This is a genomic window from Pedobacter borealis DSM 19626 (assembly GCF_000708285.2).
In the GTDB taxonomy this organism is placed as follows: domain Bacteria; phylum Bacteroidota; class Bacteroidia; order Sphingobacteriales; family Sphingobacteriaceae; genus Pedobacter; species Pedobacter borealis.
The window spans coordinates 16,743-40,142 of the sequence record NZ_JAUG01000041.1; the positions used below are offsets into that span (position 1 = coordinate 16,743).

At 38.7% G+C, this 23,400-nt stretch carries 22 protein-coding genes; 6 read left to right on the top strand and 16 right to left on the bottom strand.

Annotated features, from left to right (window positions below; translation table 11 throughout):
* Positions 1–223: 223 nt before the first annotated feature.
* The 6 genes from AW17_RS12740 to AW17_RS12765 form a co-directional block, all read right to left on the bottom strand.
* Positions 224–1,240 (bottom strand): WD40/YVTN/BNR-like repeat-containing protein, encoded by a 1,017-nt coding sequence (locus AW17_RS12740; protein WP_029276958.1) that lies wholly within the window; start codon positions 1,238–1,240, stop codon positions 224–226.
* A gap of 7 nt (positions 1,241–1,247) precedes the next feature.
* Positions 1,248–1,679, bottom strand: coding sequence for a DUF2147 domain-containing protein (locus AW17_RS12745; protein ID WP_029276960.1), 432 nt, complete (start codon positions 1,677–1,679; stop codon positions 1,248–1,250).
* A gap of 97 nt (positions 1,680–1,776) precedes the next feature.
* Positions 1,777–2,157, bottom strand: a complete 381-nt coding sequence (locus AW17_RS12750) for a DoxX family membrane protein (RefSeq protein ID WP_029276962.1) — start codon at positions 2,155–2,157, stop codon at positions 1,777–1,779.
* A 423-nt stretch (positions 2,158–2,580) separates the two neighbouring features.
* Positions 2,581–2,994 (bottom strand): hypothetical protein, encoded by a 414-nt coding sequence (locus AW17_RS12755; RefSeq protein ID WP_051691811.1) that lies wholly within the window; start codon positions 2,992–2,994, stop codon positions 2,581–2,583.
* Positions 2,995–3,009: 15 nt separating this feature from the next.
* On the bottom strand, positions 3,010–3,516 hold the full coding sequence (locus tag AW17_RS12760) for a DinB family protein (RefSeq protein WP_029276966.1): 507 nt from the start codon (positions 3,514–3,516) through the stop codon (positions 3,010–3,012).
* Between the two features lie 3 nt (positions 3,517–3,519).
* Complete coding sequence (locus AW17_RS12765; RefSeq protein ID WP_029276968.1) at positions 3,520–4,014, bottom strand: hypothetical protein; 495 nt, start codon at positions 4,012–4,014, stop codon at positions 3,520–3,522.
* 134 nt (positions 4,015–4,148) lie between these two features.
* On the opposite strand from AW17_RS12765, the gene AW17_RS12770 reads away from it, so the two are divergent.
* The gene (locus AW17_RS12770) at positions 4,149–5,108 is read left to right on the top strand and encodes a GlxA family transcriptional regulator (RefSeq protein ID WP_029276970.1); all 960 of its coding nucleotides are present in this window, start codon (positions 4,149–4,151) and stop codon (positions 5,106–5,108) included.
* Between the two features lie 153 nt (positions 5,109–5,261).
* Here AW17_RS12770 and AW17_RS12775 read toward each other — a convergent pair whose 3' ends face one another.
* A complete protein-coding gene (locus AW17_RS12775; protein ID WP_029276972.1) occupies positions 5,262–6,131 on the bottom strand; it encodes an AraC family transcriptional regulator in 870 nt (289 codons plus the stop codon).
* A gap of 176 nt (positions 6,132–6,307) precedes the next feature.
* Here AW17_RS12775 and fucP point away from each other — a divergent pair, with 176 nt between their 5' ends.
* From fucP to AW17_RS12790, 3 genes are all read left to right on the top strand, one after another.
* Complete coding sequence (fucP, locus tag AW17_RS12780; protein WP_051691812.1) at positions 6,308–7,618, top strand: L-fucose:H+ symporter permease; 1,311 nt, start codon at positions 6,308–6,310, stop codon at positions 7,616–7,618.
* A gap of 8 nt (positions 7,619–7,626) precedes the next feature.
* On the top strand, positions 7,627–9,264 hold the full coding sequence (locus AW17_RS12785) for a UxaA family hydrolase (protein ID WP_029276975.1): 1,638 nt from the start codon (positions 7,627–7,629) through the stop codon (positions 9,262–9,264).
* Between the two features lie 366 nt (positions 9,265–9,630).
* Positions 9,631–10,413: an L-fucose dehydrogenase gene (locus tag AW17_RS12790; RefSeq protein ID WP_029276977.1), complete on the top strand. Its 783-nt coding sequence runs from the start codon at positions 9,631–9,633 to the stop codon at positions 10,411–10,413.
* Positions 10,414–10,906: 493 nt separating this feature from the next.
* On the opposite strand, the gene AW17_RS12795 is transcribed toward AW17_RS12790, so the two are convergent.
* From AW17_RS12795 to AW17_RS12830, 8 genes are all read right to left on the bottom strand, one after another.
* Positions 10,907–12,268 (bottom strand): alkaline phosphatase family protein, encoded by a 1,362-nt coding sequence (locus AW17_RS12795; RefSeq protein ID WP_029276979.1) that lies wholly within the window; start codon positions 12,266–12,268, stop codon positions 10,907–10,909.
* Between the two features lie 4 nt (positions 12,269–12,272).
* Positions 12,273–13,484, bottom strand: a complete 1,212-nt coding sequence (gene eboE / locus AW17_RS12800) for a metabolite traffic protein EboE (RefSeq protein WP_029276981.1) — start codon at positions 13,482–13,484, stop codon at positions 12,273–12,275.
* A gap of 3 nt (positions 13,485–13,487) precedes the next feature.
* Entirely contained in the window at positions 13,488–14,651 is a 1,164-nt protein-coding gene (locus AW17_RS12805) for a 3-dehydroquinate synthase (protein WP_029276982.1), read from the bottom strand.
* Positions 14,652–14,678: 27 nt separating this feature from the next.
* Positions 14,679–15,563 carry a UbiA-like protein EboC gene (eboC, locus tag AW17_RS12810; protein WP_245235061.1) on the bottom strand — a complete coding sequence of 295 codons (885 nt, stop codon included), beginning with the start codon at positions 15,561–15,563 and terminating at the stop codon, positions 14,679–14,681.
* Positions 15,564–15,566: 3 nt separating this feature from the next.
* Positions 15,567–16,553, bottom strand: a complete 987-nt coding sequence (locus AW17_RS12815) for a TatD family hydrolase (RefSeq protein ID WP_029276984.1) — start codon at positions 16,551–16,553, stop codon at positions 15,567–15,569.
* A 26-nt stretch (positions 16,554–16,579) separates the two neighbouring features.
* Positions 16,580–17,437: an EboA domain-containing protein gene (locus AW17_RS12820; RefSeq protein WP_051691813.1), complete on the bottom strand. Its 858-nt coding sequence runs from the start codon at positions 17,435–17,437 to the stop codon at positions 16,580–16,582.
* Between the two features lie 16 nt (positions 17,438–17,453).
* Complete coding sequence (locus AW17_RS12825; RefSeq protein ID WP_029276989.1) at positions 17,454–17,834, bottom strand: transmembrane 220 family protein; 381 nt, start codon at positions 17,832–17,834, stop codon at positions 17,454–17,456.
* A 209-nt stretch (positions 17,835–18,043) separates the two neighbouring features.
* Positions 18,044–18,910: a LysR family transcriptional regulator gene (locus AW17_RS12830; protein WP_029276991.1), complete on the bottom strand. Its 867-nt coding sequence runs from the start codon at positions 18,908–18,910 to the stop codon at positions 18,044–18,046.
* 72 nt (positions 18,911–18,982) lie between these two features.
* On the opposite strand from AW17_RS12830, the gene AW17_RS12835 reads away from it, so the two are divergent.
* Complete coding sequence (locus tag AW17_RS12835) at positions 18,983–19,528, top strand: GNAT family N-acetyltransferase (RefSeq protein WP_029276993.1); 546 nt, start codon at positions 18,983–18,985, stop codon at positions 19,526–19,528.
* A complete protein-coding gene (locus AW17_RS12840) occupies positions 19,528–20,430 on the top strand; it encodes a DMT family transporter (RefSeq protein WP_029276995.1) in 903 nt (300 codons plus the stop codon). Before AW17_RS12835 ends, AW17_RS12840 begins: the two co-directional genes overlap by 1 nt.
* A 553-nt stretch (positions 20,431–20,983) precedes the next feature.
* Here AW17_RS12840 and AW17_RS12845 read toward each other — a convergent pair.
* Positions 20,984–22,684 carry a peptide-N-glycosidase F-related protein gene (locus AW17_RS12845; protein WP_029276997.1) on the bottom strand — a complete coding sequence of 567 codons (1,701 nt, stop codon included), beginning with the start codon at positions 22,682–22,684 and terminating at the stop codon, positions 20,984–20,986.
* Positions 22,685–23,400 lie beyond the last annotated feature (716 nt).

Consider the following 23,400-nt stretch of genomic DNA (forward strand, 5'->3'; position numbering starts at 1 on the left):
TGTATAATAAGTGTAAATTGTCATCCTGTCCAAAGGACTCCTACGGAGAGCTTGTCGAAGAACCTTTCTTAAATGTCTTAAAGGCGTTTCGACAGGCTCAACGTGACAAATTCTATAGGAAATACAACTTTATGATACGGCCTACTTTCTGCTGAAACGATATGAAACAAGCTCAGCAGGACGATGAGGTGAGATAAAAATGAAATTTGTCATGCCCCCTTTATCAATTAGTAGTTAGCTGATAAATAGCACCTTTCTCTCCGGCCAGAATAATCTGTTTACCTTTTTTGGCTTTTTGAACGGCATTAAAACTTTTATCAGAAATATGCTTCCAGTTTTGGCCACCATCAGTAGAAATATCTGTTCCTGAAGTACCTGTAGCAATTAAGGTTTTAGCATTAATATAGGTTACGGCCGATCGGAAGCCTAAAACCGGGGTAGCTGGCTTTTGCCAGGTTTTGCCTCCATCGCTCGTTAAAAGAATATTATTGGTGTTTTCTTTATCTTTTACATAGTTTCCGCCAACAGTTACACCAATTTTTTCATTCAAAAAATCGATCGAGAAAGGACCCGTACTATTTTCGCCCTGCAAAATGGGGCATTTAAATACTTGCCAGTTTTGTCCATAATCTGGAGAAAAGTAAATATTAGATACCGTTCCACCTGCTGCAATCCAGGTTTTACCACCAGGTAATGTTTTAATGGTTGTTCCACTGGCTGCAAAACCTGCTTCACCTTTAGCCAAATTGGTTTTTAGATTTGCTGAAATATCTTGCCAGCTTTTACCTGCGTCTACAGTTTTAAGTAATTGCATTTTATCATTTATGGGATCACCGAAAATGATTCCTTTATTTTTATCCCAAAAACTTAGCCCGTCCAAAAATATAGCTGAATCTACATTTTTATAATTTTCTGTCCAGGTTTCGCCACCATCAACGGTTTTCAGGATATATGCCGGAGAGGCAATCCCCACAATAATGGCCTGTTTATCATCGAAAGCTTCGATATCCCTGAAATCGATTTTTTCGTAACCTTTGGGTTTTAACCATTTCCAGGTTATACCACCATCAGTAGTTTTACCTACCGATCCATTACTACCACTTACCCAGGTAACCCGATCTGATACGACACTTAAACCCCGCAAACTGGTTTTAGTATTCTCGTTTAAGGGTTTAAAGGAATACGACTGCGCGGTGCAAAAAAAAGGTGCCATTAAAAGGCACCATAAAATTTTCTTCATCTATAAATTATTTTACTCGTCTAAAAGTTTCTGATCGGCCTAAAAGAGAAATACCTACATAACCACGAACGTTTAACACATCGTTACTTTTTAAAGACATATTACAGCTGTATGTTTTGCCACTTTTTGGATCGTAAATTGTTCCATCAGTCCACTTGCCATCATCGTAAACAAAATCTTTCAATATTTCCAGATTCAATAATGCGCGTTTCTGTAGCTTTTCGTCCGGGTTTTTCGCATCTAATTTAGGTTTACCATTTAAATTCGGTTCCTTCATCCAGGCTAATTTCCCATAATATTTATCGCCTTTTTTATAAATTTCTATTTGCCCTTCGCCTGATGGATTAAGCCATTTGCCTACAATAGCATCTTTGTTCTGTGCAAATGCAGAAAACGATACTGCCACAAAAAGCAGCATTAAAAATGGTAGCTTTCTCATATTTTTTATTTCTAGTTAGTTTTTAAAGATAATAATTACACTTAACGAAACACTAAATAAAGAGAAAAAGTATGAGAAAGTTTGAAAATCCTAAAATTTACTTTGAAACGATCGGTAGATACTTGGCACGATACGCATAAAGCAGGAACAAATTAAACAATAACATTACTGCAGACATCGGAAGATCTTTAGGCTGGGCCAAAAATGCGGTATACAAAAAGATATTCAAGGTAACAGGAAAAATGATGATTGATGCTAGTGGTGCAGTTCTGCCAATTAATAACATTATACCACATAACAGTTCTGTTATTTTAATTAATGGAAAAAGATAAACGGAGGCCATTATCCCTGTCATAAAGCTGGTTTGGGCCGCTGTCATTTCTGGCGCCTTAGGCATTAAATTAAGAAAATAGGTTACCGAAGCAAATAGGTATAGTGCTCCCAATAACACCCTGATAATAATAATTGCAATTTTCATGTCGGATTAATTTTGGTTTCTATATTTAAAAATAATAAAAGTTATTTATAGTTCATTAGGCATTTGTTCATTAGTCATTGGTACATTGGGCATTGGTGTAATAAGTTAATCTGTTTTGGTTGAGGTTTTATATTTAATAGCCATAATCTATTAACAATGAGCCATTGACCATTTATATTGTCCTTTTCCCTTCTAGGATGATTAATTTGTCACCTGAGCCGAGTCGAAGGGTCTAAACAGCATTTTCTGCTGTCATTCTGAGCACAGCGAAGAATCGTTAACCTATGAAAACAGACCTTAAAGACTTGTTTAATAAAGATTCTTCATTGCATTCAGAATGACAAATTCCATAAACCGGCCATCATCCTTAACTTGTTTTAGGATCTATTTAGCATAAGATGCTGAAACGAGTTCAACATGACGTTACGAAAGAATTTTAGTCAATTTGATATCCATCCATGGTGCCCAGTTTTTACCATCAAATTGTTCCCATGTCCCTTCTATGGTATTGGCTTTAAAATTTCCTTTAAATCTTTCGGTATCGGCAAATATTAAAATAATATCATCGTAAATTTTAAGGGTAGATATTGAAATATTGCCTTCATTATCGAACGATTGCGACCTAAAAACATCTTCCATATCATCATAATGCGTAATTTCTAACGATCGGATCTTTTTATCGCCGAACATGACGTCTACCTGATGTGTTAAGAAAAACCCACCATCAACCCACCCGTAGGTATCAGTTCCAGTAATAATATCACCTGATTTTGTTAAACCTTCTGTTTTCCATCTGCCGATATAGGGATTTAGTAGATTAAGCCTGTTGTTTCTCATAAATTTAATTAAAAATCAATTACTATCCAGCTCGCTATAAATTTTATTTAACTGATGTACGTGTCGTTGTGTATGATAAATTACAAAATAAACAGCCTCTAAGCGGGTTAGAAAACCATAACCGGGCAATTCAAAGGAGCTGCAGGTCTTAGTTAAATCCAGGTTAGCTATAGAAGTTGAAATCCTGTCCCTGATCTGTTTTAAGCTTTCTAATAATGCATACTGGTTATACACTTTATCTTTAGGATAAATCTCTTTAGGCGAATCATACTTCACATTGAAATTTAAAAAGTCGTTCCTAATTTGCGCTACCATAAAATCGGCTGGCTTATCTGTTTCGGTTACCGGGCCATTTATAACCTGTAGAAAGCCCGAATTTGATAAAATCATATGTTCAGCCAGTTGGCCGGCTGTCCAGCTTCCCTTAAATGGTACTGCATTAATTTGTGCAGTATCAAATTTCGATAAAGTGTTTTCTAATGCCAACAGCGTTTCGGCGGCTTCTTTTATTATCTTTTCCATAACTTACATGTAATTCATTCCAGGATAGTTTAACAACCTGCGCCATAGGGCAATCTGCCCGATGCAATTGGCTTCCCGATAACTGTTGAAGCTGATCATTTCAAACAGCGTAATCTCCATTCCGGGGATGCTGAGTTTCTCTTCCAGTTTCTCGTCGGTAGCCTGGGATAAAGCCTGCTGTAACTTTGGAGAAATTTCTTTCCAATCTTTAATGAAATCTTCAAGCAATGGATAGGTGGCATCATCCACAATTCCTTTGTTATCAGCAAAAAGTTCGTCGGTTATGGATGGAAGATCGATACCGAATGATTTGGCGAGAAAATAACGGCTATGCACTACACTCCCGGTAATCCAAGCAATGTGGTTTGCTTTCGTATCCAATCTTTTCTGTGCATCCTTTTGGTCTATCCCATCTAAAGCCCTTACTAAAAAATCTGTTTGCATTTCGTACAGCACTATAAAGCCATACATTCTGCTACTCGTTGGGGTGGTTTTCATATGTTTACTAATTAGTTGATTAACTGAAATAAAGTTAGTTGTTAATTTAGCCGAACACCGTTGCCGTAAAAGTCAATCTTAAGGGGCATTTCAGACAATTTTTATATATTTACGATACCTTAATTTTTAACCAAATGATACAAGTAGGTGTTTTACTGCCCCAAAACTTCAGATTATTAAGCATAGCGGCTATTTTAGATGTATTTGATACTGTTAATGGTTTTTACAGAAAAGATGCGCTTGAAACACCATTTAACATTAGTTTAATTACGCTAGATGATAAAAATTATAATTTTAGTACACATCCCTGTGTGTCCTTACAAAAAGCCGGGCAGTTCGAGCTGATTTTAGTTCCATCATTTGCAACCAACGACATCAAAGATTGTATTGGAGCCAACAGAGATTATATCCCATGGTTAAACAAACAACATGCGGCAGGCGCAGAAATTGCTACTTTTTGTACTGGTGCATTTTTACTTGCCGCATCAGGACTGTTGGATGGTAAGGCTGCCACCACACATGTTGATGCCTGTTCTGCTTTTTCTACGGCATTCCCCTTGGTTCATTTAAAGGCCGATAAAACCGTAACACAGGATGGAAAATTATTTACAAGTGGTGGTGCAACCTCTACTTTTCATTTATTGTTGCACCTTTTACAGCTTCATTGTGGAAAAGATATGGCTATTAAGGTGGCCAAGATTTTTGCAATCGATATGGACCGTGTAAACCAATCGTACTTTAGCACCTTCCAGCCTATCCGTCATCACAATGATGATATTGTTGCCTCTGCCCAGGAAAAAATTGAAAATAATTATCAGGACGTGGCTACCATTGAAGAGATGATTAAAGATATTCCTTCCAGTAGAAGAAATATTGTGCGCCGCTTTAAACAGGTGATTGGTATTACCCCTATTGAGTATCTTCAACAAACCCGTATCGAAGCAGCTAAAAAGTTATTAGAGCAAACTGCCCAGCAAATGACAGAGGTAATTTATAACTCTGGTTATAATGATCCAAAAGCATTTAGGAAAGTGTTCAGGAAATCAGTCGGGATGACGCCGACGCAGTATAGGGATAAATTCCAGGCGAGGTAGATTTGAAACAAAATATGGTTGTCATTCTGAATATAATGAAGAATCTTTAACCTGTAAAAAATACTTGAAATGCTATATTCAAAGTCAATACTTGTTATTAAAGAATATAATCAAAGTAGTAGATTCTTCGCTGTGCTCAGAATGACAGAACACCTATTGCTTTGAAAAAGCCTGCTGGTATTTCAATGGTGTTTTGCCGGTTATCTCCCTAAAATATTTATGGAAACTAGTAAAATTATAAAAGCCACAGTCGTAGCAGATTTCTTTAACGGTCAGGTCATTTTCGATCAATAGTTTACAGGCCTGTCCTACCCTAATCTCGTTCAGAAACTGTGTATAAGTTTTTCTACTTTTAGTTTTAAAGAATTTGCAGAACGAATTGGGGCTGATTTTAGCTACCGCAGCAATTTCCTTTAGTTCTATTTTATTTTTGTAATTGCTGATGGTATAGTTATAAATAGATTGAATCCTATCTTTTTCGTTCTCCAAAAAATTTGGCTTAAAGCCTAGCGAAACCAATATATTTTTTTCTTCACAATTGGCTATTTCTGTTAGTACCTCGAGCATTTTTATAATCCGCATGGTCCCAGTAGCCTCAATAATCTGTGGCATTAAACCAGCAATTCTCTCTTTTGAAGTTCCTTGTAACTGAATTCCCTGTCTCGACTGAAGCAAGACTTTTTTGATCTCCTGATTTTCGGGAAGATCGAGAAAATCCTTCCCAAGAAAATCCTCCTTAAAATGAATCGCATAAACATCAACCGGCTCACCAGCGGTTTCATCAAAAAATTCGGGATCAAAGCGCCAGTAGTGTGGCAAATTACTTCCGAGTAAAACAACATCGCCATCCTTAAAATTTTTAATGCTATCGCCAATAAACTGCGTTCCTCTGCCTTTTTTAACGTAGATTAGTTCTAATGCAGAGTGGTAATGCCAACGATTGTTTATATCGGGCATAATGTCTCTCCGAGCGCTAAAAGAATCTACCGAATTAGTAGATACATTAAGTAAATGCGGTTTCATAAAATCTTAAAAAATCAATCTAATATGCAAAATTATTTTGCAATGTAAAAAATTGAGCCAATATCATTTAATAATTAGATCATAAAGTTAAATTTTTATTAATGCTTAAGGGTTTAATTTGTAATACAACAACTAACCAAAAAGAACCTGCTTAAACCATTATAACCAAACAAAACATGAGCCACACTTCATCATCGAACTTTCAGGTATCCGACACACCAAAAAATGGTAAGGGATATTTATTTCCATTAATTTTGGTCACCAGCCTCTTTTTCTTCTGGGGTTTTGTTCATAATCTCGATCCTGTATTAATTCCGCATTTACGCAAAGCTTTTCAACTAAACGTTTTCGAATCTACCCTGGTCGATTCTTCGGTTTTTATCGCTTATTTTTTATTGGCGCTACCTGCAGGCTACATTATGCGCAAGTATGGCTATAAAAGCGGTATCATATTGGGCCTCGTTTTATTCGCCATCGGCTGTTTATTATTTATACCCGCAGCAAATACTGCACAATATATATTTTTCTTAGGCGCACTTTTTATTATCGCCTGTGGTTTAACTTTTTTAGAAACAGCTGCAAATCCTTATGTTACCGTACTGGGACCACCAGAAACAGCTACACAGCGTTTAAATTTCTCTCAGTCTTTTAATGGTTTAGCTGCATTTTTAGCGCCAGTACTTGGCGGTAAATTTATTTTTACCGAAGTAAAATATACCGATGTTCAATTAGCGAAAATGTTGCCTTTAGAAAAACAAGCTTATATGCTCGAAGAGGCATCGACGGTAAAAGCACCTTATCTAATTTTAGGTATCCTGATTATTGTAGTCGCTATTCTATTTATTTTCACCAAACTGCCTGATATTAAGGAAGAAGAAAATGCCAAAGAAAAAAGCAGTTTTGGGCATGTGTTGAGCCATAGCCATTTGCGCTGGGCAATTATTGGGCAGTTTTTTTATGTAGGCGCACAGGTTTGCGTATTAAGTTTATTCATCAGTTTCGTAACCTCATCGGCAGGTATCAGTCAGGATGCAGCAAAATGGTACGCTGGTGCGGCAGGTTTAGCTTTTATGGTTGGCCGGTTCGCTGGAACTTTCTTCATGAGATACGTAGCTGCACATAAACTATTGATGCTTTATGCCTTAATTAGTGCTCTACTTACCCTTGTATCTATTTTTGCAAGCGGCATGATTACCGTTTATGCTTTAATCGGTGTCTCTTTCTTTATGTCGATCATGTTCCCAACCATATTCTCGTTGGGCATAGCAGGTTTGGGTAAGGATACAAAACTGGGTTCGTCGTTAATTGTGATGTCTATTGTTGGTGGAGCATTTTTACCACCGGTATTAGGTTTGATATCAGATGCCACACACAATATACAATATGGGTATTTAGTACCATTTATATGCTTTTTAGTGGTTTTCTACTTCGGATGGAAAGGATGGAAACCCAATCACATTGAAAAAGAAATTAGTTTAGAAGTATAAAATTGACAATGAAAAAATTAGTCATCAAGATTAACAATGCTGATAATGTTTTGGTTGCGTTACAAGATTTACCTAAAGACACCGAAATAGTGCATGAAGGGAATACCTACGTTACTGTTGATGAAATCCCTGCCAAGCATAAATTTTTTATGCAGGATATGAAAACGGGCGATGAGGTAATGATGTACGGCGTTTTGGTTGGAAAGGTACAATTTGATGTAAAGGCTGGCATGCGGATGAATGTAGAGAACACCAAACATGCTGCAGAGCCATTTGCTTATCGCAATGTTAATTACAAATGGGAAGCGCCTGATGTGAGTAAATATGCCAACCGCAGTTTTAATGGCTATCACCGTAAAAACGGCGCAGTGGGCACCGCGAACTACTGGTTGTTTATTCCAACTGTATTTTGCGAAAACAGAAATCTGGATATTATTAAAGAATCGCTTAATAGTGAGTTGGGTTATGCGGTGGATGATAAATATAAATCTTACACCCACAAATTGGTTCAGGCATTTGAAAAGGGAGAAGATATTAATCATATTAGTTTTGAACCTAAAGTAGATAAAGCCAGCCGTACCTTTAAAAATGTAGATGGTATTAAATTCCTAACTCATAACGGAGGTTGTGGGGGAACACGTCAGGATGCTGATACATTAAGCAAATTATTAGCGGCTTATGCCCATCACCCCAATGTCGCAGGCATAACTGTTTTAAGTTTGGGTTGCCAACATTTGCAGGTAGAAGATTTTAAACGCGACCTGTTTGCACTTGATCCTGATTTTGATAAACCACTTTTAATTTTCGAGCAGCAAAAAGCACAAAGCGAAGAGCAATTGATCCAAAATTCAATCCGCAGTACTTTTGAAGGGCTGATGTTCATTAATAAACAAGAACGTTCGGCAGCCCCGCTAAGCAAAATGTGTGTGGGTGTAAAATGTGGGGGTAGTGATGGTTTTAGTGGTATCTCAGCTAATCCGGCTGTTGGTTATTGTGCTGATTTATTGGTAGCATTAGGTGCCAAGGTTTTATTGGCAGAGTTCCCCGAACTTTGTGGCGTAGAGCAAGAAATGATCGATAGATCTGTTGATCGACCTACTGCCGAAAAATTTATCCGCCTAATGACAGAATATGATGATCTGGCGCATAAAGTTGGTTCTGGCTTTTATATGAATCCTTCTCCAGGCAATATTAAAGATGGTTTAATTACCGATGCGATTAAGTCGGCAGGTGCTGCACGTAAAGCCGGCTCCTCCCCTGTTGTAGATGTTTTAGATTATACCGAACCCGCTACTAAACCTGGCTTAAGCTTGGTATGTACCCCAGGGAATGATGTAGAAGCAACCACAGGTAAAGCTGCTGCCGGAGCAACCTTAATTTTATTCACTACCGGTTTAGGCACGCCAACAGGAAATCCGGTTTGCCCCACCATTAAAGTGGCTACCAACTCGATCCTGGCAAAACGCATGAGTGATATTATCGATATCGATACAGGAGCAGTGATTAATGGCGACAAAACCATTAACGAAATGGGCGAAGATATATTGGAATACTGTATTAAGGTAGCCAGTGGCGAAGAAATTCCTAAAGCGGTACAACTTAATCAGGATGATTTTATCCCCTGGAAAAGAGGTGTAAGCCTTTAAAACATAGAAGATGGACGGCGTAAGGTGGAGGAGAAATAAAAAACATTGTCATCCTGTCCAAAGGACTCCTACGGAGAGCCTGTCGAAGGACAAATGTTTTTTGTTTTCGACTATAAAAGGTCTTCGACAAGCTCAGACTGACAACAACCAGGTACTTAACTTAATGACGTTAGTCGGGAATCTTAATGCACATTATTTGGCATTAAGGTTCTCAATCATTTACTCATAGCAGATTACTAAAGTCGGCGTCATTTCGACTGGAGTGAAACGGAACGGAGAAATCTACATAGCTACCCCCCTTCCATGCCCTCTGCAAAAAACGCAATGCTCCCTAATCAAACAACAAAACAAAAATATTAACCAAATATGAATTTAAATTTAGACGGCAAAATAATCCTGGTAAGTGGTGGTGCAAAAGGTATTGGCTCGGCAATTGTTAAAACTTTGGCTATTGAAAATGCTTTCCCCATCATTATTGGCCGTAATGAAAACGATAACCTGAAAATGCTTCAGGAAATAACAGATTTAGGCTTAAAAGCAGATTATTTTACTGCAGAACTCACCGCACCTGAAAGCTGTAAAACCATTGTTGATGCGATATTGGCAAAATATGGTAGAATAGATGGCTTAGTAAACAATGCAGGGGTAAATGATGGCGTTGGTCTCGAAAACGGCACTTACGAAGGCTTTATGGAATCGCTACATAAAAACGTGGTGCATTATTACCTTTTGGCCAAACATGCCCTACCTGCACTTAAACAGAGCAAGGGTTCGATTTTAAATATCGGTAGCAAAACTGCAGAAACGGGACAAGGTGGAACATCTGGTTATGCCGCATCTAACGGTGCCAGAAATGCCTTAACACGTGAGTGGGCAGTAGAATTATTGCCTTTTAGCATCCGTGTTAATGCGATTATTGTTGCCGAAGCCTGGACGCCGCTATACGAGAAATGGATCAACACCTTTGAAGACCGCGATGAAAAATTGAAGAACATTACCAATAAAATCCCTTTCGAGAACAGAATGACCAGCGTGGATGAGATTGCCAACATGGCTGTATTCTTATTATCAGATAAATCGAGTCACACTACAGGCCAACTGATCCATGTGGATGGTGGTTATGTACATTTGGATAGGGCTTTGTTGTAAGCTATTCAGAGTTGTCAACTTTCTGACAAACAGGCTATGAAAGTTGACAACTCTCTGAAACCAAAATTAACCAAACCAATTATCGTCATGCTGAATTTATTTCAGCATCTTTCTTGCAAAATAGACTCTGAAATGAATCTAACTCCTCGGTCTGTGTCCTCACAGACCGAAAACACCTATCATTAAGTTTTGAGAATTTATAAGAACATAGGCCATAGCGTTAAAATTATAGAGCACATATCTCTTAAAATTCTTAATCATTTAGAAATGATAGATTCTAAAAATCGGTCGTCATTTCGACTGAAGCGTAGTCCCGAAACTTCGGGAGAGAAATCTTTAAACTATTTCATATAGTAGACAGTCCAAAGATTTCTCCTTCAAAGGAGTTCCTTTGGAACACTGCGGTCGAAATGACAATTTATCTTAATTGCCTCCTCAATTCTCTTGTTTTTTCTTTCACCTTGCTCTAACCCCCACAGCTATCCAGACAAACCTATTTCAAATTATCAGCTATTAAACTATCCCATATCACCTGATAAACATCCGGCGCATATAGGGTTTTATCCATCGCTTTTGAAGTAACCAAAACAGGTTTAAATTTATCAGCTACATTAATGCTGCCATGCGATCCTTTAACTAAAGTGGCATCAAGCGGAATTACATCCATCACATAACGGAAGCCGGCTTTCTTTCTTAAAAGCTTATATCCTGCCCTCAATTTAGAGGTCATGAACATTTCGACAGGATCGTAGCCTGGTTTTTTATGGATATCAACCACCCTTGCATAATCGGGGGCTTTGGCATCATCCAGCCAGAAATAATAGGTAAACCAGCTATTTTCTTTTGCGGTAAGAACCAGATCGCCAGAACGTTCGTGATTAATATGGTGTTTCTCCTGTTCTGCCTTATCGAGCACCAATTCAATATCAGGTACATTTTTCAATAGGGCTTTTACCTGCTCGGTTACACTTTTATCGTTGATATATACATGTGCTACCTGATGGTCGGCCACTACAAAAGCTTTCGAAGCACCAGGATCAAGCAATTCCAGCCCTCTTTCTTCACGGATCTGGATCAAGCCGTTTTCCCGAAACAAACGGTTAAGGTGGATTGGTTTATTTACAGGCGCAATACCATATTCGGAAAGTAAAATGATGCGGGCACCCCTACTTTCGTAAAAATGAACCAATTCTTCTACCACCTGATCGATTTCTTTCAGTTCTGTCCCAATTTCATCCAACTCCGGGCCAAACTTTTGCAGGCAATAGTCTAAATGGGGTAAATAAATTAAGGTAAGCGTAGGGTTGTGCAGCTTTTCAGTTTCCATCGAAGCATCTGCAATCCATTTTGTTGATTTAATATTTGCACCAGGGCCCCAGAACTGAAACAAAGGAAACTGCCCTAATTTATTTTGTAGATGATCTCGTAGTTCGGCCGGTTGCGAATAACAGTCGGGTAATTTACGGCCATCGGCAAGGTAATTCGGGCGTGGTGTTACCGAAAAATCGGCTGTTGAATACATGTTATACCACCAGAACATATTGGCACAGGTAAAATTCGGATCTTCTTTTTTAGCCTGATCCCATATTTTTTCAGCATTCACCAGTTTATTAGATTGTTTCCAGAATTTAATTTCTGCATCTGCATGATCGTACCACCCATTGCCCACAATACCATTCTCTGAAGGATATTTACCAGTGAGATAACTCGACTGCACAGCCGTTGTAACTGCAGGCAATAAAGGTTCAATGGTAGTTAAATGGTTCTTTGCAATATATTGCTGAAGAAAAGGCGTATGCGCTCCAATTACGGAAGTAGATAAGGCTACAATGTCGATAACAACGGTTTTGTGCATATTCTTATTTTTCTAATAAATTTTTAACCCAAGCCAGTTCCCTGATAATTGAATCGTTCAAAGGCGCTTTTAAAGCCGTTGGCAAAACTTCCCAGGTATAGGTTTCTACTTCTAAATGAGCGGTAAAAGGGTTGTTTTTTTGCAAGTTTAATACCTCGGTAATGTCCGATTGTGTAGATTGGATCAAGCCCATATCTTCAACAAAAATAGGTACATGAAAATGTGCCCGCCATTCTTCTACTTCAGGATTTTCTCCCGCTGCCAGTGCATCAGCAAGGTCGGGATAACGCAATAGCGAACCATCATTTTTTCGGGCAATTACCTGATGGAGGTAAGTAGGTTCATCAAAACGGCCTAATTGAGCCAATACGGCTGCTCTTTCCGAAACAGATGCAGGCAATTTAGCTTTCAACGCGGCACTGATCTGGATTTTTCCAATCTGAATGCCTTTCTCCTGCAGTTCATTGATGATGGCTGTATGGGGTTCGTAACCGATTGCGAAATGACAAACATCATAGCACAAACGGATATGCATTTTGATCAGATTTTCTGCATCATTGGCGTTTAAACCCGATCGATCCGAAAAATAATTTTTTCCAGTTGATAAAAGTTCGTTTTCAAACCAGTTGATAAATTCGGGACCAGATTCGAGAAAACCATCGGGTTCTGGCTCGATATCGAGATGGATGATTTTATCTGTTTTTTTAAAGATTTTTGCTAAACCTCCGGCAACTTCCAAAACATGTGTGCTTGCAGTAACTGTAGCTTTTTCTCTTTCCAAAGCATCCTTAAACCAAGGTTTGTAGCTTAATGGTGAGGTTGAAATACCTCCATCCATACCTTCCGGGATTAACTGGGAAAGAATTTCTGCTAAACGGAGTGTATATTCAACGCGATCTCTCGTCGTCCAATCGGGCGCATGTACCTGATCTTTAACCCTCGTATGATGGAAACCGCCATATGGAAATCCGTTCATGGTAAAAACATATCCACCTTCCTGCTCGAGCCACTGCTTAAATGTTTCCAGGTGATTTTCTTCCAACAATTCGATACTGGCGAGATTGGAAAGGCGCAAACCTATACCCATCGGTGCCTCTGGTGACAGTTGCGCTTTTAATGCCGGAAAACTATCTTTCAACACGGCAAAATGTGCCATCCAGTTTTCGCCTGCATAAATGTTTGTACAGAACGTTAAATGTCCGGAAGTTAATTTCATAGCTTAATGTTGAATAGTAGCTGTTTGGTTGTTCAAAATTTCGGCAGCTCGTTTTAAAATGTCGGCATCAATTTCGTGAACTTCCTCTCCACTACCAAGGCCTGTAAGTAAGGTGATGGTAAGCGCTCCACCAAGATGCTCTCTAAACTCTTCCAATCCTTGTAAAATTGGGCTATTACCTTCGGTAACCTGCAACAAAGGATGCGTTAATTCGAAACCAAGTTGCTGAATCAAGGTGATTACCCTTTGTGCATCTTCAGTGCTGATCCTGCCCGATAAATTGGAATACACAGCATCTAAGGCAATCCCCATGGCAACGGCTTCACCATGCCTCACTTCAAAATTAGTCATATATTCTAGTTTATGGGCGCTCCAATGGCCAAAATCCAAGGGTCGGGCCGAACCGTTTTCAAAAGGATCGGCACTGCGGATATGCTCCATATGGAGTTTTGCACATTTCCAGATCTGGTGATTCATAGCTGTTATATCCCGCTGCGCAAGCGCAACAGCATTTGCTTCCAGCCACTCAAAAAACTCACGGTCTTTAATCAGTGCCACTTTAATTGCTTCGGCAATACCTGAGCGCCAATCGCGATCGGATAACGTGCTTAAAAATACTTCGTCGTTAAAAACAGCGACCGGCGGCGAAAAAGTACCCAAAAAATTCTTTTTATTGAAATAATTAATTCCATTTTTCACACCAACCCCCGAGTCGTTCTGCGAAAGGACAGTACTTGGAATCCTGATGTGTTTAATACCACGGTGCGCAATAGTAGCGGCATAGCCCACCATATCGAGTACAGCGCCGCCACCAATAGCAGCAACAAACGAGTGCCTGTCTATACCATGAATATTGATGGCTTCCAATACCTGGTCCAAATATCTGGTATCGTTTTTTACCTGTTCTCCCCCTGGGATGATCAGGATATCCTGAACCAGCTGCGTTTGAGGGTATTTTGCAAAATATGTTTTAATCTGGGTGTTAAGGTCTTTGTGTGCATTTGCTACACCTTCATCTATTACAAACAAAATTTTCTTTACTGCAACAGCCGGATTTAGGTTAACTAAAAAACTGTTTAACAGTTCGTTTTCAGGCAAAAAAAGCGATGAAGTAAAGAAAACATTGTAATTATATTGTACTGTAAAGGATTGATGTAAATGTTCCATATCAATTTGATAATGTGTGTCTGATGGTTAAGTAACGGCGAATAATTTAGAAAGCCACATGGATAATGGCAATAAAGCTGTAATTATAAAAGCCAAAATCAGGGCATCAAAAGTTACGGCCCAAGCTGCATCCATCAAAATAAGTGAAATTACGCCAGCTTTCACCGCCCCGCCGATATTTTTACCGATAGGCTCCTTTATTGCTTTTAAAAGTGGCCTGAAAATCATAAAGGTAAAAGGAACCAGAAAGAGCAGCGACCACAGCAACCTATCGTTTACAAAAGCAAAATAAGCAATAGCGCAGATCACGATTGTATACAGAAAGGCGGCCAAATATAAGTTTTTAGCATGGCCTCCATGAACTTCGCCACGGCTGGTCATGGTGATGGAAAAAATATAAATTACTGGAATAATGGCCAAATAATAATGACTACAAAGCATTGCTGGCACAATACTCAAACCCAGTAACAAGTTAAATCCACGGCATAAGCCCATATTCAAGGGGCCGAAAAAAGAATGGTGTTTACCAAATTTATTATAAAGCAAAGCGAAAACGGCCACCAAAAGGGCCAATAAGCCCGATGTTAAACCATTTAATACAGCCAGTGCAATACCGCCCAAAAGTAACAGGCTACCTAAAATAGTTGCGTTTTTTAAGCTGATCAGCCCGCTGGGAATGGCCCGCTCCGGACGTTCTATTTTATCCAGATCGGCATCAAAAACATCGTTAAAAACGATTCCCCCTCCATACAAACAGGCTGTTGATGCGGCCAAAAACACAATAGATAACCACGGAATGGAGAACCTATTACTTAAAACTCCAGAAATGGCAATTCCTGCTAAAATATCGGCTACTGACGTAACAATATTGGCAGGGCGCATCATGCGCAGATAGACAATTATTTTTTTCAATACTTAGCTGATGATGATAGACGATTTATCTGTTTTTGGCTGTTGCCCGCCACGCAAAATGGTATTGCCTTCGAATTTCTCGGTAAGGTCTACATTTTTTTGCGCATTAAAATCGGTTTCATCCAGCTGCCCGCTCTGTGCAAATGCGGTAATCGCATTGCGGTAAGCAACCAGCTCAATAGCCTCATCACTTAAACCACGCATTTTCATTAAAGCAGCAGTTTTTGGTACGGCTAAAGGATCGCTGATGCCCCAATCAGCAGCAGAATTTACCATAATACGTTCCGGACCATATTGTTTTACAATTTCTACCATGCGCTCGTTACCCATTTTAGTAAACGGATAAATGGTAAAAGCAGCCCAAAAGCCTCTATCTAAAACCTCTTTTACCGTCTCTTCGTTATTATGGTCGATAATTACGCTATAAGGATCAAGGCCATGCTCCAAAGCAATATCCATACTGCGTTGTGTGCCTTTTTTCTTATCGCGGTGTGGTGTATGTACCTGTACTGGCAAACCTGCCTCTTTAGCAAGCTGAAGTTGTAATCTGTAATATTTTTCTTCGGCTGCAGTCTGATCGTCGAAGCCGATTTCGCCTATGCCAACTACGCCTTCTTTATAGATAAACAATGGCAATATTTCCATTACCTGCTCTGCCAGGCTTTCGTTATTGGCTTCTCTTGAGTTAAGACCAATGGTGCAATAATGTTTAATACCAAATTGAGAGGAGCGGAAGCGCTCCCACCCGATCAGGCTACTGTAATAATCTCTAAAACTATCCAATCCGGTACGTGGCTGCCCCAGCCAAAATGCGGGTTCTATCAAAGCAACAACTCCTGCATCGGCCATCGCCTGGTAATCGTCGGTCGTTCTCGAAGTCATGTGAACATGTGGGTCGAAGAATTTCATTCCCTTTACCGCACTGATATCGAACGCTTCAGGCTCCCCCATCAATGCTTTATCTCTTTCAATTGAACTACTGCAACACATATATTTCTATTTTGAATTTCTAATGGTTAAAATGAATCCCAGTTTAAGCTTCCTTCTGTGAGGGCCAACTTAAGTTCAGGAAAAGTGTTAATATAATCTTTTGCCGGCTGATAATCGGACTGTGCTATAGCAAGTGCAATGGCGCGCTGTTCAATTTGGTCGTAATGCTGTAAACCGACTTTAAAGGTCTCAAAAACCTCGGCATTGATAAATTTGCCAACCAGGCGCCAAAGCTGTGGGTTTACCTTTCGTTTGGCCGCCCAACGTTCTTTTGCATAATCAATCAAAGTGAGTGCAAGTTCCAGATTAGCCCGTTTATCTAAACCAATAACGAGGTTGATATTTTTTTCGGTAAAAAACGCTTTCAGCACCAATTGGTTCCAGGCAGCTTCATCCAGGTTTTCTGAAGGATAAGGATTGTTTTCCATTATCGCTTCCAAAACCGATCCAATATTGCTCCTGATCCCTTCAGCACAACGTTTCACCCAAATTTCAGGATCAGCTAAAAACGGCAAGGCTGAATATAAAGCCACCGCCTCATTCATTTCTGCCGACAGGAATAACCGATCGATAGTTGCATAGCGTTTCTCCTGGTCTATTGAATTTAAAGTGCTCAGCAACCAAACGCGACAAAGTCTATCTATTGTCCAGTTACTAATATAACTGATTCCAGCCTCTTCTATTAAAACCTTTTGCTCTTCGTTAAGTTGAATAAGCGATTTCCCTGTTTTGCGCGGTACCATCACAAATGCCTGACTGATTTTATTGCTTTGATCAGCTGATTGTGTTATACTTTCCAACCAGTTTTGGCCATCTGCACCTACATTGCTTTTTACAATAGCTGATAAAGCTTTTTGGATAACCATCGTATCATCACCTTTCATAAAGTATCTAAATCTATTAGCAGGCAATACCTGCCGAAACAAAATAATTGATCAACAAAGCCCCTGCAATAATTAACAGTCCAAAGAATTCTCGCGTTTGTTCGATGTAAGGTTTTGTGGCCTGCATACTTTCAACCAAACTTGGCCGCTTATATTTCATCATCCAATCTCGTACACCATCTTTCGCGAAGAACAGGATAGCAGCATAAATTAAGTAGAAAGCAGTTAAAAACAGATAAGCGAAAGGATAAAATTTACCGACCGCAGCCAATCCGCAGCATATTGCAGCACTTAAATAGATAGACACCCAAAGAAAAGCATCATTATCATTTAAATTTACATAGGCGAAGCCTAAAAACGAGATGCAAAAAATAATGTTAAGAATAATTAAAAGCATTTTAAATTATTTGGTTTAAAACAAGGTAAATCGATTTCTCGATTCTTTTCATTGAAAAACAAAGTTATTTAAACTGAATGCTTTTTTTGCTTAAAAATTGTAAATTATATACTGCAATTAATTATTTTATGAACCCGAGGCAATGATTTAAGTTGATTGGCTTTCCAATTTTAACTTCAACTCATATTTAAATCACAACAAATGCTTTTCTAATAATCAAAAACGAGCTTTAAAATATTCGCAAGCACAGGATTGTGGTCATCAGCCCGCCAATTAATCAATATATCGGTTTTAAAAGGCAAAGGAATAAACCGTAAGCCAGGACTTTGATGATGCATATAAGAATCAGGTAAGATGGCTATTCCCAGGCCTTTCCGTACAAGTGCAATAATCGTAGATCCAAATTCAGAATGCAGAAATACATCAGGAACAAAATCGTAAGATTTGAAAAGTGCCTGAATAATTTCGCTATAGCTACTACCCTCATCCTTAGTAGGCAGGATAAACTTTTGTGCTTTAAGGCTCTCCGTAGATAAATCTTCAAATCTTTTAAAAGAATGTGCTAACGGAACCACCAGCGCCAGGTGATCGGAGTATATTTTTTGTGATTTAATACCTTGTTCACTGGTAATATCTCTCGTAATGGCCAGGTCAATCTTATAGTTCTTTAGAAAATCCAGTTGATTTTCATATAAAACCTGTACTAACTTAATTTGAAGCTGTGGAAATGCCTGCGTTATCTTAGCCAAAATATCGGGCATGATAGAAGCCGATATAGAATCAGGATGTGCAATCGTAATGATTCCGCGCTCGCCTAAATGGATCTGTTTGGCAAACTGATGGATATATGCGAGTTCACTTAACTCTACTTCCCATTTTTCTTTTAAGAATTTACCTGCTGGGGTGAGCTTCACATTACGTTTATTACGTTCAAAAAGCTGCAGGCCCAATTCATTTTCGAGCGACTGAATTTGGCGGGTTAGGGCTGACTGCGTGATATTTACCTTTTCAGCTGTTTTCCAATAATGAAGTTGTTCTGCTAAGGCCAAAAAATATTTGATTCGCTGAAGATCCATTAATGCAAAATACGCATTAATAAATGAAAAAATAGCATTTTATTACATTTAAAGAGTTGTTACATTCGTGCCATGGAGCAGATCATAATTGAAAGGGCAACCCTAGCTGATATCAAAAAATTACAGGAGATTGGGCGAACAACGTTTTCTGAAGCTTTTGCAGCAGTAAACAGTGAGGAAAATATGAAAGAGTACCTCGAAAAAGGCTTTTCTGAAGAAAAACTGAAAGGGGAACTGCGCAATCAAGATTCTCAGTTTTATTTCGCGCTGCTTGAAGGAAAGGCTATTGGCTATTTAAAGATCAATATTGGGCAAGCGCAAACCGAAAAACTAAACCTTGATGCACTTGAAATTGAGCGGATTTACCTTTTGAAAGCATTTTACGGTCAAAAAGTTGGCCAGCTACTGTATCAAAAGGCCATTGATATTGCGCTTGAAATGCAAGCCAGTTATGTATGGCTAGGCGTATGGGAAGAAAATTACAGGGCATTAAGATTTTACGAAAAAAATGGCTTTACCCCTTTTGGCAAACATAAGTTTTGGCTTGGAGATGATGAGCAAACAGATTTGATGATGAAAAAAGTATTGGTTAACAATAATGAATTAACAGCATCCTAATGGAAAAAAGAAACCTCTTTTTAATCTTATTGATACTGGGAACAGCGTTCTGGGGAATCTCCTTTTCGGTTACGAAACTTGCTATCGGACAGCACCAACCAGTTCTGTTTTTGTTCTACCGTTTTTTACTCGCCACAATGGTTTTATCGGTTATTTTCTGGAAACATGTAAAGAAACTCGATTCAACAGCAATTAAAACCGGCGCCAGTTTGGCTATTCCACTGGTACTTGGCATTTATTTACAAACACTGGGTATTACCCATACCTCAGCATCACAATGTTCATTTGTAGCAGGCATAACGGTGGTAATGATTCCGGTGATTAAACTTATTATTTATCGAAAATCTGCAGCGTTAAAAATATGGATTGCGGCATTCACGGCGTTAATCGGCCTTTTTGTCATATCGGTTACTGATAAATTCAGCATTGGAACCGGCGATTTATACACCATTATCGGCGCTTTTTGTTTCGCCATATATTTAATCCAGATTGAAAAAGAATCCATGGCAGGCGACATTATCCCTACCATTGTGCCTATGTTCGCCACTTGTGCTTTATTAACTTTTCTATTAACGTTTATTCAAGGAAACGCCACCTGGATTCCTCAGCAAGAAACATTTTGGATTGGAATAATTTTTTGCGCACTATTTTCAACAGCGTACATGTACACTATCTCGAATATTTCTCAAAAGTACATTAGCGCCGAAAGGGTGTCCATCATCTATCTTTTAGAACCCATTTTCGGAGCTTTCGCTGCACACTTTATTTTGGGAGAAGAAATTACATCGAGGTTATTGATTGGAGGCGGAATGATATTTCTGGCAACGCTGATCTCTGAACTTAAGTGGAGAATGCCAAACCCATTGGCAATGCTTAAGGTATCGAAGGAGAAAAAATATTAGGCTTATGTTATTAAGTTAGGCATTCGGCTCAAGCAATAATAATTTTACCACAACTTGTCCCGATTTTCGGGAGATAGAAAGGATGCGCACAGATATGAAAATCCGTGTTTACCTGTGTGCATCTGTGGTTAAAAACGCTTAACTTAACGATATTGAACATTTGCGGGAGCGGTACCTGATGTTAGGAATCTGCTATTGATAGCTTATCGAAACTTCTCAAATCGTTTGAAAGAATACTTCGACAGGCTACCATTGACAGGACCTCCATAGAAAGGTCGCCATTGCGAGGCACGAAGATAACCGAATGAAGCGAGCTCATGAATGCCTTTAAAAACAACGGCACAAATGAATAATCTTAATGCGCACGCTTTAGCGATCGTTGTAAGATTGCTTCGTAGGCTGAAAAAGCCTTCTCGCAATGACGATGCCTCGCAGCTTAAAATACGATAAAAATCCTTATGTCATTTATATTGATTTTTACAAAATAAATTACCCATCAGGATGACAATTCGATATTTATGATATGGCCTCTTTATATTCTAGTGATATCGGTTTACTGCGTGATCAAATAGGCCGACACATAATACTTACTATCTGTTTTTTCAAATTCGGCATCGGGGATTGATATTTTTAAGGTATGCTTTCCTTTTACCAATGGGCCGAGGTTAATCATACGTGTGGGTACCGGGCCACCTGGGCACCATGAACGACGTTCTTTACTAATGTCGCCGAAATAAATACCATTAGGTTGCGTGTTATACATCTCAAATGGCGAACAATTTTGGCTCATTTCTAATCGGGTATATTCCTTACCGTCCAGATCTACTACATGTTCTCTCCAATTGTATTCCTCTCCACCTTCGGCTGCTCCATGTCCTGATGAAATGACATAAAGAGTTGTTGTTTTACTGTTGTCAGCTAATTCGAAGCTTACTTGTTTACTGTTTTTCCCTGCAGCTTTATCTTTGCCATCTAAACTATAATAACTTAATAATGAAATTCCTTTTTGTGTAGACAGATCTTTCATTTTATCGCTGATTAAATCTACAGACACATTAAAAGTTAGTAAGGAACCATCGCAACCGATTACCTCCCGTTGTCCGGCGCCGGTTGTACCAAATACCTCGGTCAATAAATAAACATCCTTTCCAGCTTGTTTTATCGTACTAACCATTTGATCTACTTGCGCTTCATAAGGAATATGGTCTGGTTGACGGGTACGGTACATAAAGGGAGTCATGATCCTTAAAAGTTCAAATTGTTCACCTTTTTCTAAATTAAATTGTTCACCTTTTGGCATAACAACCAAGGTTACGTGGCCAATTCTATCATAGTTATCGCATCCTGATTTTACAATAACTTTTATTTTTAATGTTTTACCAATCTTATCTATTTCGGCTGAACTAAGCTGACGCAAGTACTCGGCATTACTGATGCGTGTTACACCTTTGGCAACCGGGTGAGTTACCTTTTGTGCATAACCATCATAAAAATCAACATTTGTTAGCACATTAATGGTTACCAGCTTCTCTGCTAACTTAGTTAAGGCAGTTGTAATCTCTTTACCCAAGGCGGCGTTTTTTTGTTTAGCTGGTAGCCGATCAAAAAATTGCTGTGCTTTATTGGCATCGAAAGCAGAACCATCTGTGCTTACATACATTAGCAGCGCCTCGGCAGCATAAGGTTTGGTAATATTTTTAGATAAAAATTCTGACAATTTTGCAAGTTTCAGGTTTTTCACGCTATCTATCTCCGCATCAACACTTTTTCCTCGAAGGGTATCTTCGGCTTTTACCCGTCTTTTTTTCCAACCAAGTAAGCGTAATGAGGTATCTAACTTTAAGTATGGCTTTTTAAAGATCATATAATCATTATTTACTACAGATCCACTGATTATGGATTTACGCAAATAACCTTTTGCACTAACATTTACCAATCCTTTAGAAAGATACAGACTTAAAGAATTAGGATCAGCTGCTGCATTTGGTGATGTATTTGGCTTAGTAAATTGTAAAGAAGCTTTAATATCTATATCAGCTACGCCTTTAAAACTGAATTTATTGTCTTTAATTATAACACTGTCTAAAACCGATTTTCCATTTTTTTGGAAGGTAAAATAAATCGCCCGATTGGCCGAATCGTAATTGGGTAAATTAACCGTTCCTTGTAACTGGAAAGGAACATCAGCGTTTTTTTGTGCCATTAAGCCTGTTGATGAAATGGCAATTAATAAAAGCAATAGATATCTTTTCATATTCAAAATTTCAATTTAAAATGTTTTACTTATCATTTTCTAAAATAAGTCAATCCAACGCAACTTCTTTCCTCCATAACTTCGGTAAATATCATAAAAAATCAAAAGCGAATCCTCTGTTATTTTGTCTAAATATGATGCAAAATATGCCGATGTAGGATCAAACGGGTAACCATCAGAAAATGGATAGCGGTGATGAACTTAGAAATGACCGTAGGTTCTCAGATAAAACGAGCTCATCAACAATAAAACAAGGAGACAAAAAAATTGGGCACACTGATTTCATAGGTGTTAAAATACCACAAATCTTAGCGCCTGTTTAAATTTTATTATAAATTATCAGCATGTCAGTCTGTCCAAAGAACTCCTGTGGAGAGCGTAGCCGAAGACCCGTTTTTCGATATATTAAAAGCAATCGACTCCGCTACCATTGACAGATTCCAATAGAAAGGTCGTCCCTTGCGAGGCACGAAGCTAACCGAACGAAGCGAGCTCATGAATGCCTTTAAAAACAACTGCAAAAATGAATAATCTTAATGCGCCGCAAGTAGCGATTGTTGTAAGATTGCTTTCCTGAAAGGTCCTATCGTGTGGACACATCTTTTGTTAATTCTATATTTGTTTTTAGTGCACATTCATTAAGGCGGTCGTCATGCTGTCCCGAATGTTCGGGATCAGCATCTTTCTAGCTACTAAAGGCATTTATTTGAAAAAAA